We start from the raw sequence: 16,007 nt of genomic DNA on the forward strand, positions 1-16,007 counted from the left end.
TATCCGGCTGTGCCGCGTTCACACGGTGTTTTCCGGGGGATTCGGCCCGCGGCTCCGAGCCAACACGTCACACGGATCGGCGCTGCCGCGGACCCGCCCCCTCACGCCGGGACGATCCGCGCGACCGGCGCGTCGGCGTCGTCGACGGCGGCGTAGAGGTGTCCCGTGTCCGGTTCGACCGCGACCGCGCGCATGCGCCACCCCCGGTCGGCGAGCAGCGGCTCCCGCTCGGTGACGGTCGCGTCGAGACCGGTCCCGTCGACCGCGAACCGGCCGAGGTACTGCGCGGCGAGCGTGCCGGCGAACAGGTCGCCCCGCCACTCGGGGAACGCGTCGCCGTCGTAGAAGACCGCGCCGCTCGGCGGGAAGCCGCCGGAGCCGCACGGCCAGAAGTGGACCGGCGCGATCACGCCGTCGCGCTCGCCGTGGGCCGGCGCGAAGGGGTCGTCGGTCCCGTAGCGGCACGCCTCGCTGGCGACCGGCCACCCGTAGTTCCCGCCGCGCTCGACGACGTTGATCTCGTCGCCGTCCTCCTCGCCGTGCTCGCACTGCCAGATCCGGCCCGTCTCGGGCCGCACCGCCATCGCCTGCGGGTTCCGGTGCCCGTAGCTGTACAGCGCGTCCGCGGCGTCCGGGTCGTCGACGAACGGGTTGTCCGGGTGGGGGTCGCCGTCCGACGTCAGTCGCAGCGTCGCACCGAGTTCGGTCGACCGGTCCTGCGAGACGTGGTCGGGTCCGAAGTCCGTGTCGCGCCGGTCACCGACCGTGACGTACAGCGACCCCTCGGGGCCGAACGTCGCCCGCGACCCGAAGTGGTTCGAGCCGCCGCGGAACGGCTCGGCGACGCGGATCGGTTCGAACCCGGCTAACCCCGGCGCGTCGTCGCCGTCGAGCGAGAGCCGGCCGGCCCCGACGTGCGTCGTCGCCTCGCCCGCGTCGTTCGTCGCCGCGTACGTGAGATAGACGCGCGGGTCGTCCGGGTAGTCCGGATGGAGGGCGACGTCGAGCAGGCCGCCCTGTCCCTCCGCGAACACCTCGGGCGCGCCCGCGACCACCTCGACGGTCCCGTCCGCGGGGTCGACGAGCGAGAGCCCGCCCGTCCGCTCGGTGATCAGCAGGCGGCCGTCGTCGGGGAGAAAGGCGAGCCCCCACGGGTTCTCGAACCCCGTCGCGACGGTCTCGACGTCGTACGCGACGTCCGCGCCGTCGTCCGGCGGGGCGTCGTCGTCGTCGGAGCCGTCGGTACCGTCGCTGCCGGAGTCGCCGAGGCAGCCGGAGAGCGCCGGGAGGGTGGTCGCTCCGGCGAGGCCGCCGGCCGCGCGGAGGGCGGTGCGTCTGTCGATTCGATCGAGACCGTCCGTCATGGTTCACAGGTGAGGACGCGGGACCGATGACCCTTCCGCCGACCGTCGTTCGGAACCCTTATATCTCCGACCCGGGCTACGATCGAATGCGAAGCACGCACCGGTAGTGTAGTGGTATCACGCAACCTTGCCATGGTTGCAACCCGAGTTCAAATCTCGGCCGGTGCATTTTGCGAACGAAGTGAGCAAAATCACCGAGAGAGATTTGAACGCTATCAGTCGCGCGCAGTGAGCGGTGCGAGTACCTCGACTGCGAGCGGCGAAGCCGCGAGCCATGAGCGAGCACGTCTGATTCTGAGTTCAAATCTCGGCCGGTGCCGTTCCTAACGTCGTGAGTCGACCCGGAGGGTGGTTCGTGTCAGTCGCAGTTACCGCGGAAACACGGGTTCGCTCGCGGACCGCACAGCACCTCACGCCACCCCAGCCTCGTCGCTCGCTGCTCGCGGTTTCACCGCTCGCAGTCGAGGTGCTCGCTTCGCTCGCACCTCGCACCGCTCGCGACTTCCTCGCGCGTGCGACTCGCAGCCTGACGGCTGCTCGTCGGTACGCGCCACCGCACGAAGTTCTCCGACCGGTAGTTTCAATCGGCGATCCGGCGAACGCCCTCGCGTGACCGTACCAACGAAGACGCTCCCGAGCGGCGCCGAGATGCCGGCACTCGGACTGGGCACGTACGACCTCGACGACGGCGAGACGGCCGACAGCGTCCGCGCGGCGCTCGACGCCGGCTACGGGCACGTCGACACTGCGGAGGGGTACCGCAACGAGGCGGCCATCGGCGACGCCCTCGCGGCGAGCGACGTCGACCGCGACGACGCCTTCCTCACCTCGAAGGTGCTCGCGAAGAACCTCAACTACGAGTCGGTGATCGAATCGTGCGAGGCGTCGCTCAACCGGCTCGGCACCGACTACCTCGACCTGTACCTGATCCACTGGCCGAACCCGGCCATCTCCCTGCGCGAGACGCTCCGAGCGATGGCCGAACTGCGCGACCGCGGGCTCGTCCGCGACGTCGGCGTCTCGAACTTCAGCGCGTACCAGCTGAGCTGCGCGCACCACGTCTCCGACGTGCCGATCGCGGTCAACCAGATCGAGTTCCACCCGTGGTTCCAGCGCCCGGATCTCGTCGACTACTGCCGCGAGACCGACACCGTGATCGAGGCCGCGGCCCCCTTAGCGCGGACGGACGTGTTCGGCGACGATGTCGTCGCCGAGCTGGCCGAGAAGTACGACAGACACCCCGCGCAGGTCGTCGTCCGGTGGGCGATCGACAGCGGCGTTGTCCCGCTGCCGCGCTCGTCGACCCCGGCCCACGTCCGCGCCAACGCCGACCTCGACTGGGAGCTCGACGAGGCCGACCGCCGGCGGCTCGACGACCGCGACCGCGACGCGCCGGTGTACGACACGCCGGCCCGCGACTGGACGAGCGACGTGTGGGGGATCGAGCAGTAGGTCGGCGGCCGCTCGCCCTCCTCCCTAAACCGCGACTCAGTCCCCGAGTTCGACCGGCCGCCCGGTCTCGGCCGACTCGTAGACGCCGGCGAGCGCGCGCATGTCCGTGAGCGCGTGCTCGCCGTCCGGGTGGAACGGCTCGTCCGCCAGCAGCTGGTGGCCGAAGTAGGCGAACTCCTCTTCGATCTGGTGGACCTGCTCGAAGTCGACGTCGACCCGGGTCCCGCCGCGGACGACGGCGAACCCGCGGTCCTCGCGCTCGTAAAACGCCGGGTCCAAGATGAGTCTCGCGTCCGTCCCGGTGACCTCCAAGCGGCTCGCGTGCTGCGCGTTCTGGCTCACCGTACAGAACGCGTCGACGTCGCCCGGGAACGCCAGTCGGAACGAGGCGTGCTCGTCGACGTCGGCGAACGCCTCGTGCGCCGAGCGGGTGCGCCCGGACGCCCGGACGGGGTCCGCGCCGAGCGCGAACCGCGTCGTGTTGAGCGGGTAGACGCCGAGGTCCATCACCGCGCAGCCGCCGGACAGCTCGGGGTCGAGCCGCCACTGGTCCGTGTCGCCGCCGAGCTCGCCGAGCATCGTCTGCGACATCGTCGCGTGGATGTGGGTCACCTCGCCGGCGACGCCCGCGTCGAGGAGGTCGCGGAGCCGCCGGACCGCGGGGTCGGTCTGCATCCGGTAGCCGACCATCAGCGGGACGTCGGCGTCGCGGCAGGCCGCCACCAGCTTCCGCGCGCGCTCCGGCGTCACCTCCAACGGCTTCTCGCAGAGGACGGCTTTCCCCTGCGCCGCGGCGGCCTCGACGTACTCCAAGTGGGTCGCGTTGGGCGTCGCGACGTAGACGGCGTCGTACTCGTCCGCGGCGGCCCCCGAACGCAGTTCCTCGGGCGTGACGCCCGTCAGGTCGCGCTCGGCGGCGACCCCCTCGACCGCGGCGGCGTCGACGTCGCTGACGACGGTCGCCTCGGTGTACGCCGACCGCGCGATGCCGGGCAGCGCCCACTCCCGGGCGAACCAGCCGAGGCCGACGACCGCGACCCTGACCGGGTCGGCGACGGCGTCCGGGTCGAGCGTCTCCCAGTCACGGCGCGCAAACTCGTCGAGGTACTCCGCGAAGGCGGCGTCCATGCCGCCCCCTCCGCGCGGGGGCGTCAAATAACCCCGGCGCGGTCCCGGACCACGGCGGAGTCACCGTCCCACGGCGCGCTCACCACGGGCCGTCGTAGTCCACCCGCGGTCGGTCGACGTCGAGGCCGAGGTCGCGGAGCGTCTCGGCCGCGCGCTCGACGGGCGCGGGGTCGGCGCGGTCGAGGGGGTCGTCGGTCGCCGCGGCGAAGCGAACGGTCCAGTCGCCGTCGATCACGACCGCCGCGCGCCGCGGGACGGCGGAGTGTCCCTCCCACGAGTCGGCGAGGAGGTCGTACGAGTCGGCGACGCCGCCGTGGAAGTCGGCGACGACCGGGAACGGGAGGGCGAACCGGTCGGCGTACGCGAACGCCGCGTACAGCGAGTCGCCGGTGAGCGCGACGACGGCGAGGTCGTCGCGGTCGTGCCAGCCGGCGTCCCGGACCGCGGCGAGCGCCGCGGTACAGGTCGGGACGAACGTCGCGGGCGCGACGCAGAGGACGACGGCGTCGTGCGCCTCGACGAGGCGGAACAACGCCAGTTCGGTGGCGGTGCGCTCCGCGTCGCCGCCGTGGGCGGCTCCGACCGCGGGCGCGGCGAAGTCGGGGGCGGTGTCGCCGACGGTGACCATACGTCCATGAGGTGCGCGGCCGATAAATAGCCACCCCGGCCCGGAGCGGAGACCGCGACCGGGAGCGCGGAGCGGTCTGACGGGTGTGAGCAGCCGGCTCGGGGGGTGTTTTACCCGTGGGCCGCGGAGGACGGTCGTGATCGGAGCCCACGCGGAGACGGCGCTCGCCCTGGTCGGTACCTACGGCGCCGCGGCGGTCTTCGTCGTCTTCGCGCTCGAAGGCGCGCTGGTGGGGAAACTGCTGCCGGCGCGGACGCTGTTCGTCGCGGCGGTCGTCGCCGCGGGCGTCGACGCGGTGGCGGTGGTCCCGGTGTTCGTCGCGGCGGTGGCCGGGGCGACGACCGGCCAGTCGCTCCTCTTCGTCGCCGTCCGCCGGTTCGACGTGGACCCGACGGCGTCGAGGGTCGTCCCGGTCGACGCGGGGCGACTCGACGGCGCGGCGCGCTGGCTCGACCGGTGGGGGCTCCCGGCGGTCGCCGCCTCGAACGCCGTCCCCGGGACGCGCGGGTGGCTCGCGGTGCCCAGCGCGAGCGCCTCGTCGGTGTCCGCGCCGCGGTTCGCCGCCGCGTCGCTGCTCGGATCGGCCGCCTACGCCGGCGCGCTGCTCGGGGTCGGGCTGGCCGTCGCGCTCGGCGTCGAGAGCGCCGTCGGGCTGTTCGGCGGCGACCTCGTCGCGGCGCTGTAAGCCGGCTCCGACTCGGTTTCGCCGCGCCGGCTACAGGATCGTCCCGTGCTTCTTGTCCGGCAGGTCCTTCTGAACGTCCTCGTAGAAGTCGAACCGCGCGGCGAGTTCGGCGCGGAGGTCCGAGGGCGGGATTATCTCGTCGATGACCACCTCGCTGGCCATCCGGTGGACGTCGATCCCCTCGCGGTACTCCTCGCGCAGGCGCTCCTCCTCGGCGGCGCGCTCCTTCGGGTCGTCGATCGCGGCGAGCTTCCGCGCGTAGACCGCGTTGATCGCGGCCTCGGGACCCATGATGCCGATCTCGCCCGAGGGGAGCCCGATGACGCTCTCGGGGTCGTACGCCGGGCCGCCCATCGCGTAGATGCCCGCGCCGTACGCCTTCCGGACGACGACGGTCTGTTTCGGCACCGTCGCCGAGGAGGTGGCGTAGATCATCTTCTTCCCCTTCTCTAAGATGGCGTCCTTCTCCACCTGCGAGCCGGCCATGAATCCGGGGGTGTCACAGAGGTACAGCAGGGGGATCTCGTAGGCGTCGCAGGTCCAGATGAACTCCGCGGCCTTCTCGGCGGCGTCCGGGAAGATCGCGCCCGACCGCTCCGTCGGCTGGTTGGCGACGACGCCGACCGGCCGCCCGTCGATCCGGCAGAACGCCGTGACTATCTCCGGGCCGTACCCCTCCTTCAGCTCGAACACCGACTCGGCGTCGGCGATCCGGTCGATCAGGTCGTGGGCGTCGTACGGCCGGTTCGGGGACTCGGGGATCAGCTCGTCGATCCCCTCGGGCGAGAACTTGGGCGGCTTCGTCTCGCGTTTCGGGGGCTTCTCGCCGGCCCGGTCCGGGAGGTAGCCGATCAGCTCCGCCACCAGTTCGCGGGCGTGCTCCTCGTCGCGCGCGACGAGGTCGGCGGAGCCGGACTCCTCGGCGTGGACGCGGGGGCCGCCGAGGTCGTCCAAGTCGATCTCCTCGCCGGTGACCATCTCCACCATCCGGGGGGAGGCGATCGCCATCGCGGACATCCCCTCCACCATCACGGTGAAGTCCGCGAAGACGGGCGTGTAGGCGGCCCCGGCGATACAAGGGCCGTAGAGGACGCAGATCTGCGGCACCGCGCCGGAGAGCATCGAGTGGTTGTAGTAGTACTTCCCGATCCCCTCGCGGTTGGCGAAGAAGCCGGTCTGCTGGTCGATCCGGCCGCCGGAGGAGTCCATCAGGTAGAGGACGGGGTTCCCCGTCTTCAGTGCGCGCTGTTGCATCCGGAGGAACTTCTCGACGCCCTTCGACGCCATCGACCCCGCCTTCACGGTGAAGTCGTTGGCCATGAAGTGGACGTCGCGCCCCTCGAACTCGGCCGCGCCCGTCAGCAGGCCGTCGCCCGGGAGGCGGTCGCCGCCGCGCTCGTTCTCCTCCCCGTCCTCGCCGGCGGGCGCGTCGGGGTGCCAGTCGTCGAAGGCGGCGAACTTCCCGTCCTCGAACTTCACGCCCGCGGGGTCGCCGTCGCCCGCGTCGCCCGTCCCCCGCGTCCCATCCTCGCCGCCGAACCAGAGGTTGAGGCGGTCGCGGACGAACAGCTTCCCCTGCTCCGAGAGCCGGTCGCGGTACTTCTCCGGCCCGCCCTCGCGGATGTCGGCTATCTCGGCGCGCAGGTCGCGCTCGCGGTCCGTGGGACCGAGGTCGTCGTCGAGCGGGTAGCTCGGCTCCGACGGCTCGGCGCTGGCGGCCGGCGTCTCCGCGTCCCCGACGTGGACGTCGACGTCGACGCCGAGGTGTTCGGCGAGCGACTTCGCGATCGCTTCGGCCTCCTCGGGGGTCGCCGCCGCGCCGACGTGGACTTTCATGGACGCAAGATTTGCGGTGGATCCTAAACAGTTTTCCATGCGAGATTCGGCGGTGGCGCGGGACCGCCGTCCCTCGCGCGACCGCTGCTATCCGGAGTCCACGGCGGCTTCCAGCCGCTCGATCAGCGCCTCGTTGCCGACGTACACCGGCGTGCGCTGGTGGACCGCCTCGGGCTCGACGTCGAGGATCGACCCGGTCCCGTCCGAGGACGCGCCGCCCGCGCGCTCGATCACGTAGGCGATGGGGTTCGCCTCGAACTGGAGCCGGAGCTTCCCCGCCGGCGCGCTCCGGAGGGCGGGGTAGGCGAACACGCCGCCGTAGGTGAGCACCTGGTTCACGTCGCCGACCATCGCGCCGCCGTACCTGAGCTTCAGGTCGTCTTCGATCGACCGGGCGTACGCGCGGAAGTCCGCGGGCCAGTCGGGGACCCGACCTCCGAACCCGTAGACGGTCGGCGTCGCCGGGAGCGTCAGGTCCGCCTCGACGACGGACCTGTCGACGCCGTCGCCGTCGGCCGTGACCACCTCCTCGCGGACGCCCGCCTCGTCGGCGACGACCATCGTCGTGATCGGCCCGTAGAGGACGTAGCCGGCGGCGACGAGGTCGCGGCCGCTCGCCGGGAGCGGCGCGTCGTAGACCCCGACGACGGTCCCCATCGCGTTGTTCGACCGGAGGTTCGACGAGCCGTCGAGGGGGTCGATCGCGACGGCGTACGCCTCGTCCGCGCCGCCCCCGACCGCGCCGCCCGCGTCGACCGCGGTCTCCCGCTCCTCGCTGACGAACGAGCCGACGCCGTCGACCGCGGTGATCGCGTCGCCGAGCAGCTCGTCGGCGTACAGGTCGCCCGCCAGCACCGACTCGCCGGAGGCGTTCTCGGTCCCGCTCTCGACGCGGCGGCCGGGCAGCGCGGCGCGGATCTCGGGGGCCGTCGCCGCGACCGCGTCGAACACCGCGTCGACGGTCGAGTCGGGAGACGCCATCAGTCGTCGCTCTCGGCGATGGCCAGCGCCTCGGCCGGGTCCGCCTCCTGGAAGATAACGGCCTCCAGGGCGTCGAGGATGCGCTCCGGCTCGTCGCGCTGGAAGACGTTCCGGCCGACGGCGATGCCGGTGGCCCCCGCGTCGATGGCGTTCGAGACGTTCCGGAGGAACGCCTTGTCGTCGCGCATCGTCCCGCCGGACATGACGACGTCCGCGGGGCCGGCCATCTCGACGGCGTCGCCCATCGCCTCGGCGGAGCCGGGGTACTTCACCTTCACCACGTCGGCCCCGAGCTCCAAGCCGAGCCGCGCGCCGTACGAGATGACGTCCGGGCTCCCGTCGTTGCGGAGCCCCTGGCCGCGCGGGTACGACCACATGACGACCGCCATGTCGTGTTCGCGGGCGCCCTCCTGCGCCTCGCGGAACTCCTCGGCCATCTCGATCTCGTGGTTCGACCCGCCGTAGATCGTGAACCCGACCGCGTCGGCCCCCAGTCCGGCCGCGTACTCCGCCGTACAGTTGACCGCGCTGTTCGGCTCGCCCATCCAGAGGTTCGAGGTCCCGTTGAGCTTCAACAGGAGGTTTACCTCGTCCTCGTAATCCGGGTAGTACGCCTCGGCGAGCCCCTTCTGGACGGCCAGCGAGGTGACCGCCTCGTGGGTGGCGAGCTCGAAGATCCGTTCCGGGTCCGCCGTGTCCGGGTTCGGCTCGAAGTCGACCGGCCCGTGTTCGAGGCCGTGGTCGTACGCGAGGATGAGCGACTTACCGTCCCGCGAGATGTCGTCGGCGGCGTGTGGAAGCATCAGTTCGTAGTTCCGTTACATAGATAAAAAGGGCTGTGGTGGAACCGCCGGACGTAAAGAAACCGAGCCACCGGTAGATCGGCCGCTCGCGCCGGTCACCGAACGATCGAGGAGAGACACTCGTTACTACTCATATTGTTAATTTCTCCGCGCTCCGCGCGTTCGACGGACGCTTTCGCAATACTTACCACCCGCGGCGCGGCAGCGGTCCGCATGCGAACGCTATCCGAGGTCGACGTCGTCGGCGTCGTCGGGGCCGGGACGATGGGGAACGGGATCGCGCAGGTCGCGGCGGCGGCGGGGTACGACGTGGTGCTGCGCGACGTCGAGGACGAGTACGTCGAGCGCGGGCTCGACGCCGTCGAGGACAGCCTCGACCGGCTGGCCGGGAAGGGGGCGCTCGACGAGGACCCCGACGCGGTCCGCGACCGGATCGCGGGGACGACCGCCCTCGACGACCTCGCGGACGCCGACCTCGTCGTCGAGGCCGTGATAGAGGACCTCGACGTGAAACGCGACGTGTTCGGGGACTTAGACCGCGTCACCGACGACGACGTCGTCCTCGCGACGAACACCTCCACGCTGTCGATCACGACCATCGCGAGCGCCACGGACCGCGCGAGCGACGTGGTCGGCCTCCACTTCATGAACCCCGTCCCGATCATGGACGGCGTCGAGGTCGTCGTGGGCGAACGCACCGACCCGGCGGTCGTCGACTTCGCGCACGCCTTCGCCGAGGCCCTCGGCAAGGAGACGTGGGAGGCCGACGACAAGCCCGGCTTCGTCACCAACCGCATCCTGATGCCGTGGATAAACGAGGGGATCCGCGCGTACGACGAGGGCGTCGCCGACAAGGCCGACATCGACCGCGGGATGAAACTCGGCACGAACGTCCCGATGGGCCCGCTCGAACTCGCCGACCACATCGGCCTCGACGTGGCGCTCGACGCCAGCGAGACGCTCCACGACGAGCTCGGCGACCGCTACAAACCCGCCTACCTCCTCAAGCGCAAGGTTGAGGCGGGCGACCTCGGCAAGAAGACCGGTCGCGGCTTCTACGAGTACGATTGACATCCTCCCCGCGCTGAAGCGCGAGGCTTTCTCCTCGACTCTCCGTAACGTCCGACGACCCCGGCGCTCACGCGCCCTCCGCCTTGCCGTCGCGGTCGTCGTCCGCCGTCCACCGACGCGCACCGGGCAGCAGGCCGACCAGCTTCGTCACGTAGCCGAAGCGGAACAGGCCCAGCTGCGAGAGCGCCCCGAGGACGAACACCGCGAGGAACGCCGGCGCGGAGAGGTCGAAGAGGAGGGGCTCGACGGTCGTCTCGGCGGCGGCGGTCTCGAAGTTCGCCGGGGTGAGCGACCGCGAGGCGAACGCCGCGCCGATGAGCGCCGTCGAGACCACGAGCGTCGTCCGCGTGAGGACGAAGCCGAACAGCGCGCCGACCGCGACGCCCGCGAGCGTCGCGCCGACGAGCAGGACCGTCCCCTCGATCCCCGCGGCGTCCGCCGCGTACAGCGGGCCCACCGCGAACCGTCCGGCGAAGCCACCGACGACGCCGCCGATCCCCAACACCGCGAAGGAGAGCCCGGCGTAGGCCAGAAAGCCGCCGAGGAGGCCGCCGACGGCGACCGCCCCGGCGGTGAGGACGGCCCCGTCGACCGCGACGAGGCCGACGACGTTCGGGGCGAAGAGGTAGCCGGCACCGGCCCCGACGAGCAGCCCCGTCAGCGTCACCGCGTAGACCGAGACCGCCGCGCCGACGAACGCGAGCGCCAGCCCGACGAATATCAGACCGCCGTTGAGTGGGGAGAGCACATCCGTATCGTGGCGGTCGCTGGCACTTAAATCGTCACGCCCGAGGCGACGCGAAGGCCGCGACCGGCGGGTCACCGCGCCCGACTTGCCGCCTGCCGGTCGAGGTAGCGCGTGTACCCGCCGACGGCGAGGCCGAAGCCGACGACGAGCAGGACGAACCCGAGGAGCCGGCTCGTCCCGACGCTCATCACGGCGAGGACGACGCCGAACAGCAGCGCGAACACGCCGGCGACGACGACGCCGACGTCGAGCAGCGGCGAGGGCTGAATGGCGCGGCAGTACGGGCAGATCCGCGCGTCGGTCGGGATCGGCTCGCGGCACTCCACGCAGTGGACGCGGTCGCTCGGCACGCGTCCGCGTTCGGCCGCGGCGGGTATGGGTCTGTTGACGGGCGAAGCCCGAGCGGAGCCGGCCTCGACGACCGGCTCCGCTCCGTCGGTCCGCCCCCGTCGCCGCGCTCCGTCAGTCCGCCCCCGCCGCGGCGGCCGGCTCGTCTCCCACGTCCAGCGTCTCCTCGACCTGCGTGAACACCGCGACCAGCGCGACCGCCGCGGCCGCGGCCCCGACAGCGAAGGGGACGACGAACCCGAAGCCGTAGAGCCAGCCGGACGCCAGCGGCCCGAGCGCGACGCCGAAGCCGAACCCCATCGTGAGCACCGACAGCGTGGTCCCCGACTCGCCCTCCCGCGCGAGGTCGCCGGCGAGCGCGAGCGACGGCGCGAACACGCACGCGACCGCGACCCCCTGCCCGAGCCGGACGAGCATCATCAGCGCCGGCTCCGTCACGATCCCCTGGAGCAGCGTCGTCGGGACGAGGAGGACGAAGCCGGCGAGCAGGAACGGCCGGCGACCGATCCGGTCGCTGGCGCGCCCCACCGGCACCTGGAAGATCACGTTGGCGATCGTGACGGCCGCGAACTGCGCCCCGAACCACACCGGCGGCTGGTCCAGCCGGACGTTCACCTGATTCTGGAGGGTCGCGAACAGGGCGATACACGCCCCCATCGCGACGGTCGCGAGCCCGAGCGTGAACACGGGGTCGAGCAGGCGGTCCTCGCCGCGGACTCGGATCGACACGTCGTCGCCCGCCTCGGCGGTGTCGTCGGCGTCCCTGACGAGGAGGAACACCAGCGCGAAGCTGAGATACGCCCCCGCACAGGCCGCGACGAAGGCGGCGTCGAACCCGTCGATGACCGGGAGTCCGACGGGAGAGAGGTCGTACGGTCCGCGCGCGACGACCGCGCCCGCGAGGACCGGTCCGAAGCCGAACCCGATGAGTCGGAACGTGTTGTACACCCCGAAGTTCCCGCCGCGGTCGGCGTCGCTCGCCGCGTACTCGTTCACCAGGGCGACCGTGGCGGGGATGATGAGCGCCGCGCCGAGCCCCTGGATCGCGCGGAGCACGACCAACGCGGGGTAGCTCGTCGCCACCGTGTACAGTCCGCTGGCGGTCCCCAAGAGGAGGATCCCGGCGAGGACGAAGGGGCGCCGCGCGCCGACGCGGTCGGAGAGCCGCCCGGTGAACGGCTGCGAGAGGCTGTTGAGGAAGCCGAAAAGCGAGAGGACGACCCCGATGAGCAGCGGTTCGGTCAGCGTGACCGCGGCCGCGCCGACGCCGACCTCGACGCCGAGTAACCCCTCGATGTCGACGAGGTCGCTGGTGATGTACAGCGGGAGGACGACGATGAGAAAGGAGTTCCCGGCCGCGCCGACCATCCGCGCGAGCGCCAACACGATCACGCGGCTGTCGGTGTCGGTGACGCCGGAGAGGATCCCCATTTATTGATCGTTCGGAACGGATCATAAAGGCGCTTGTGAACGGGGGGAGTCGATCCGCTTTCCGGCCGGCGGGTGCGGTCGCGGCGACGCCGGTCGCCTCAGTGGGTCGCCGGCGTCCGCTTGTCGACCCCGCGTACCTCGAACCGCGCGCCGCCGTCGGCGGCGGTCGTGGCCTCGACGGACCAGCCGTGCGCCGTGGCTATCTCTTGGACGATCGTGAGACCAAACCCGGTGTTGCCCGCGGTGCCGCTCTCGCCCGGCTCGAAGAGGGAGTCGGCGACCGCGGGGTCGATCCCTGGGCCGTCGTCCTCGACGAAGAACCCGTCGGGCAGGTCGCCGACCCGGATCGACACGTCCTCGCCGGCGTGGTCGACGGCGTTGCGCATCAGGTTCTCGAAGAGGTTCCGGAGGCGGTCGGGGTCCGCGAGCACCCCGCGGTCGGTCTCGACGGAGAGCGTCGCCGCCCCCGTGTCGACGGTCGACCAGCTGTCGTCGGCGACGTCGGCGAGGTCGACGTGCTCCGGGTCCCCGACCGTGTCGCCCTCGCGGGCGAGCGCGAGCGTGCGCTCGACGATCGACTCCATCCGGTCGAGCGCGTCGAGGGCGGCGTCCAAGTTCTCCGCGTCGTCGGAGAGGTCTCGCGCCAGCTGGACGCGCCCCTGCGCGACGTTCAACGGATTGCGCAGGTCGTGGGAGACGATGCTGGCGAAGGAGTCGAGCCGGTCGTTCTGTCGTTCGAGGGCCGCCTCGCGCTGTTTGAACTCCGTGATGTCCTCCTGGAAGCCGACCCAGTGCGTGACGGAACCGTCCGCGTCGCAGATCGGGGCGATGCTGACTCGGTTCCAGAACTCTGTCCCGTCCTTCCGGTAGTTCAACAGCTCGACGGTCGTCGGGTCGTCGGCGTCGATCGCGTCGCGGAGCTCCTGGACGGACGCCTCCTCGGTGTCCGGGCCCTGGAGGAACCGGCAGTTGACGCCGATCGACTCCTCGCGGTCGTAGCCGGTCATCTCGACGAACCGGTCGTTGACGTACACCATCGGATTGTCCTCCTGTTCGGGGTCCGTGACGGTGATCCCGACCGGTGCCTCGTCGAGCGCGCGCGTCTTCGTCTCCAGCTCCTCGCGGCGCTCCCGCTCGTCGGAGACGTCTCGGAGGATGCCGACGCTGCCGTCGAAGGTGTCGCCCTCGTACGGGAGCGCCGCCATGTGGTCCCGACACGGGATGGGCTCCCCCTCCTTCGGGAAGATGTCGACGCCGAAGTGCTGGACATCGGGGCCCGAGGACGAGAGGATCGTGCCGAGCCGGTCTTCGGCCTCTTGGACCGCCGCGTCGTCCTTGATGAATCCGGGCTTCTCCCCGATGATCTCCTCGCGGTCGTAGCCGGTGAGCTCGGCGAACGGCTCGTTGACGAAGCGGAACTCGCCGGTCTCGTCGACGACGTAGACGGGGTAGCCGAGCGCCTCGATGACCGTCGAGTAGCGCTCCGCGATCGCCTTGGTCCGGTACTCGTCGACGGCCTGGTCGACGCGGTTCGCGAGCCGGCGGAGCTGCTCGGGGCCGCCCTTCTGGAAGTAGCCGGTGACCCCGGCGTTTATCGCCTGGCTCGCGATCTCCTCGGATCCCTTGCCGGTGTACAGCACGAAGGGTATCTTCTGGTACTGCTCCGGGATCGCGTCGAACAGCTCCAGCCCGTCCATCGCGGGCATGTCGTAGTCGCTGACCACGCAGTCGAAGGTGTCCTCGTCGAGCCGGTCTAAGGCGGTCTCGGGGTCGGTCACGCTCGTCACCGCCACCCAATCGAGCTCCCGCTCCAAGTACGCCTCCGTGAGGTCCAGGACCGACGGATCGTCGTCGACGTGTAGCACGTCGATCGCTGCGGACATACGGCGTAACACGGGCGCGCCGAATAAACGACTACCGACCCGGCTATCGGATTTGGATCTGTGATCGGAGACGGCCCGGACCCGCGTTCAGTTCCGCCGCGCGTGGCTGATTCTTAAGTCCGCGGAGCGCGGAGTCTGGGGCAATGACCGGCGGGACGCCAGTCGCCGGGGAGACGCTCCCGGGTGCCGGCGGCGGGGACGACGACGCCGCGGACCGCGTCGTCTGCCACGTCGACATGGACTGCTTTTACGCCTCCTGCGAGCGGCTGCGTCACCCCGACCTCGCGGGCGAGCCCGTCGTGGTCGGGATGGGGTACGAGCCGGGCGAGTCTATCGGCGCGGTCGCGACCGCGAGCTACGAGGCCCGCGAGTTCGGCGTCGAGAGCGCGATGCCGATCTCGAAGGCGCTGGAGCTGCTCCCCCGCCGCGCCGACGCGGACCCGGACGACCCCGACGCGCCGGACCCGGCGGACGCCGGCCGGTACGTCCCGGTCGACCTCGACTTCTACGAGGACGTGGCGAGCGAGGTGAAGGAGGTGCTTCGCGACTGCGCCGACACCCGCCGCGAGGTGAGCATCGACGAGGCGTACCTCGACGTCACCGACCGGACCGCGTGGACGGTCGCGGGCGACGACCCGGCCGACCCGCCGCCGAGCGCCGCGGCCGGGCCCGCCGAGGCGCGGACGCTCGCGGAGGGGTACGCCCGGTACGTGAAAGACCGGATCGAGCGCGAGGCCGGCGTGCCCGCGAGCGTCGGCGTCGCGCCCAACATGTCGGCCGCGAAGGTGGCGAGCGACGCCGACAAGCCGGACGGCCTCGTCGTCGTGCCGCCGGGGTCGGCGGCCGAGTTCCTCGCGCCGCTGCCGACCGCCGACGTCCACGGGGTCGGGCCCGTGACCGAGGCGACGCTGGCCGACTTGGGAATCGAGACCGCCGGCGACCTGGCCGCCGCCGACCGCGACCGGCTCGCCGACGCGCTCGGCGAGCGCGGCCCCGAGCTCTCCCGGCGCGCCGCCGGCGACGACGACCGGGAGGTGACGCCGACCGGCCTCCCGAAGAGCCTCTCGCGGGAGTCGGCGCTGCCGACGACCGCCGACGGGGCGACGAAGCGGGAGACGGTGTCGGCGCTCGCGGCCGACGTGGCCCGCCGCGCCCGCGAGCGGGGCTGCCTCTACCGCACCATCGGGATCAAGGCGGTCGAGCCGCCGTTCGACGTGAACACCCGCGCCCGGAGCCTCCCCGGCCCGGTCGACGACCCGGACCTCGTCGAGGAGGTGGCGCTCGACCTGCTCGCCGAGTTCGACGAGACCCGCGTCCGGAAGCTCGGCGTGCGCGTCTCGAACCTCGACTTCGCCGAGACCGACCAGGCGACGCTCGGCGGGTTCGACGCGGACGACGGGCGGGGAGAGGGGGACCGCGGGGCGGGCGACGACGCCCGCGGGGCCGGCGCTCGGACGACCGCCACCGACGGCGACGGCGGGAAGCTCACCGACTGGGTCGACGGGAAGCCCGAGTCGGAAGCGGCGGAGGGCGACGCGACGGCGCGCGACGCCGAGCGCCGGACCGCCGACGGACAGGCGTCGCTCGGCGACTGGTCGTGAGCCGCTCCCGGGGCGTGGATTTATCACTCGGTCGAAACGATCCAGGAC

The 16,007-nt window shown here is 71.7% G+C and carries 14 protein-coding genes and 1 tRNA gene; 5 read left to right on the plus strand and 10 right to left on the minus strand.

The window, feature by feature from the left end:
• Window positions 1–101: 101 nt before the first annotated feature.
• A complete protein-coding gene (locus tag C464_RS14340; protein WP_006114474.1) occupies window positions 102–1,364 on the minus strand; it encodes a PQQ-dependent sugar dehydrogenase in 1,263 nt (420 codons plus the stop codon).
• 97 nt (window positions 1,365–1,461) lie between these two features.
• Here C464_RS14340 and C464_RS14345 point away from each other — a divergent pair.
• Window positions 1,462–1,532 (plus strand) — tRNA-Gly (locus tag C464_RS14345).
• Window positions 1,533–1,973: 441 nt separating this feature from the next.
• Complete coding sequence (locus tag C464_RS14350; RefSeq protein WP_049911210.1) at window positions 1,974–2,816, plus strand: aldo/keto reductase; 843 nt, start codon at window positions 1,974–1,976, stop codon at window positions 2,814–2,816.
• 36 nt (window positions 2,817–2,852) lie between these two features.
• Here C464_RS14350 and gfo6 read toward each other — a convergent pair whose 3' ends face one another.
• Both gfo6 and C464_RS14360 read right to left on the minus strand, forming a co-directional pair.
• Window positions 2,853–3,944, minus strand: a complete 1,092-nt coding sequence (gene gfo6 / locus C464_RS14355; protein WP_006114476.1) for a D-xylose 1-dehydrogenase Gfo6 — start codon at window positions 3,942–3,944, stop codon at window positions 2,853–2,855.
• A gap of 79 nt (window positions 3,945–4,023) precedes the next feature.
• On the minus strand, window positions 4,024–4,572 hold the full coding sequence (locus tag C464_RS14360) for a redoxin domain-containing protein (RefSeq protein WP_006114477.1): 549 nt from the start codon (window positions 4,570–4,572) through the stop codon (window positions 4,024–4,026).
• 136 nt (window positions 4,573–4,708) lie between these two features.
• Here C464_RS14360 and C464_RS14365 point away from each other — a divergent pair, with 136 nt between their 5' ends.
• On the plus strand, window positions 4,709–5,257 hold the full coding sequence (locus C464_RS14365; protein ID WP_006114478.1) for a VTT domain-containing protein: 549 nt from the start codon (window positions 4,709–4,711) through the stop codon (window positions 5,255–5,257).
• Between the two features lie 30 nt (window positions 5,258–5,287).
• Here C464_RS14365 and C464_RS14370 read toward each other — a convergent pair whose 3' ends face one another.
• The 3 genes from C464_RS14370 to C464_RS14380 all read right to left on the minus strand — a co-directional run bounded on the left by C464_RS14370 (window position 5,288) and on the right by C464_RS14380 (window position 8,877).
• On the minus strand, window positions 5,288–7,093 hold the full coding sequence (locus C464_RS14370; protein WP_006114479.1) for an acyl-CoA carboxylase subunit beta: 1,806 nt from the start codon (window positions 7,091–7,093) through the stop codon (window positions 5,288–5,290).
• A gap of 87 nt (window positions 7,094–7,180) precedes the next feature.
• Complete coding sequence (locus C464_RS14375) at window positions 7,181–8,074, minus strand: class 1 fructose-bisphosphatase (RefSeq protein ID WP_006114480.1); 894 nt, start codon at window positions 8,072–8,074, stop codon at window positions 7,181–7,183.
• Entirely contained in the window at window positions 8,074–8,877 is an 804-nt protein-coding gene (locus C464_RS14380; protein ID WP_006114481.1) for a class I fructose-bisphosphate aldolase, read from the minus strand. Before C464_RS14380 ends, C464_RS14375 begins: the two co-directional genes overlap by 1 nt.
• Before the next feature lie 213 nt (window positions 8,878–9,090).
• Here C464_RS14380 and C464_RS14385 point away from each other — a divergent pair, with 213 nt between their 5' ends.
• Window positions 9,091–9,948, plus strand: a complete 858-nt coding sequence (locus C464_RS14385; RefSeq protein WP_006114482.1) for a 3-hydroxyacyl-CoA dehydrogenase family protein — start codon at window positions 9,091–9,093, stop codon at window positions 9,946–9,948.
• Window positions 9,949–10,015: 67 nt separating this feature from the next.
• On the opposite strand, the gene C464_RS14390 is transcribed toward C464_RS14385, so the two are convergent.
• From C464_RS14390 to C464_RS14405, 4 genes are all read right to left on the minus strand, one after another.
• Window positions 10,016–10,696: a hypothetical protein gene (locus C464_RS14390; protein WP_006114483.1), complete on the minus strand. Its 681-nt coding sequence runs from the start codon at window positions 10,694–10,696 to the stop codon at window positions 10,016–10,018.
• 71 nt (window positions 10,697–10,767) lie between these two features.
• Window positions 10,768–11,046 carry a hypothetical protein gene (locus C464_RS14395; RefSeq protein ID WP_006114484.1) on the minus strand — a complete coding sequence of 93 codons (279 nt, stop codon included), beginning with the start codon at window positions 11,044–11,046 and terminating at the stop codon, window positions 10,768–10,770.
• Between the two features lie 112 nt (window positions 11,047–11,158).
• Entirely contained in the window at window positions 11,159–12,475 is a 1,317-nt protein-coding gene (locus C464_RS14400) for an MFS transporter (protein ID WP_006114485.1), read from the minus strand.
• Between the two features lie 98 nt (window positions 12,476–12,573).
• Window positions 12,574–14,358: a PAS domain S-box protein gene (locus C464_RS14405; RefSeq protein ID WP_006114486.1), complete on the minus strand. Its 1,785-nt coding sequence runs from the start codon at window positions 14,356–14,358 to the stop codon at window positions 12,574–12,576.
• A 143-nt stretch (window positions 14,359–14,501) separates the two neighbouring features.
• Between C464_RS14405 and C464_RS14410 the strand changes: the two genes are divergently transcribed.
• A complete protein-coding gene (locus C464_RS14410) occupies window positions 14,502–15,959 on the plus strand; it encodes a DNA polymerase Y family protein (protein ID WP_006114487.1) in 1,458 nt (485 codons plus the stop codon).
• Window positions 15,960–16,007: the final 48 nt, after the last annotated feature.

Origin of the sequence: Halorubrum coriense DSM 10284 (assembly GCF_000337035.1) — an archaeon.
GTDB classification, from domain to species: Archaea; Halobacteriota; Halobacteria; order Halobacteriales; family Haloferacaceae; genus Halorubrum; species Halorubrum coriense.

Coding starts and splice junctions, on each gene's coding strand:
- C464_RS14340 (WP_006114474.1), bottom strand. CDS start 1,364: ATGACGGACGGTCTCGATCGAATCGACAGACGCACCGCCCTCCGCGCG.
- gfo6 (WP_006114476.1), bottom strand. CDS start 3,944: ATGGACGCCGCCTTCGCGGAGTACCTCGACGAGTTTGCGCGCCGTGAC.
- C464_RS14360 (WP_006114477.1), bottom strand. CDS start 4,572: ATGGTCACCGTCGGCGACACCGCCCCCGACTTCGCCGCGCCCGCGGTC.
- C464_RS14370 (WP_006114479.1), bottom strand. CDS start 7,093: ATGAAAGTCCACGTCGGCGCGGCGGCGACCCCCGAGGAGGCCGAAGCG.
- C464_RS14375 (WP_006114480.1), bottom strand. CDS start 8,074: ATGGCGTCTCCCGACTCGACCGTCGACGCGGTGTTCGACGCGGTCGCG.
- C464_RS14380 (WP_006114481.1), bottom strand. CDS start 8,877: ATGCTTCCACACGCCGCCGACGACATCTCGCGGGACGGTAAGTCGCTC.
- C464_RS14385 (WP_006114482.1), top strand. CDS start 9,091: ATGCGAACGCTATCCGAGGTCGACGTCGTCGGCGTCGTCGGGGCCGGG.
- C464_RS14400 (WP_006114485.1), bottom strand. CDS start 12,475: ATGGGGATCCTCTCCGGCGTCACCGACACCGACAGCCGCGTGATCGTG.
- C464_RS14405 (WP_006114486.1), bottom strand. CDS start 14,358: ATGTCCGCAGCGATCGACGTGCTACACGTCGACGACGATCCGTCGGTC.
- C464_RS14410 (WP_006114487.1), top strand. CDS start 14,502: ATGACCGGCGGGACGCCAGTCGCCGGGGAGACGCTCCCGGGTGCCGGC.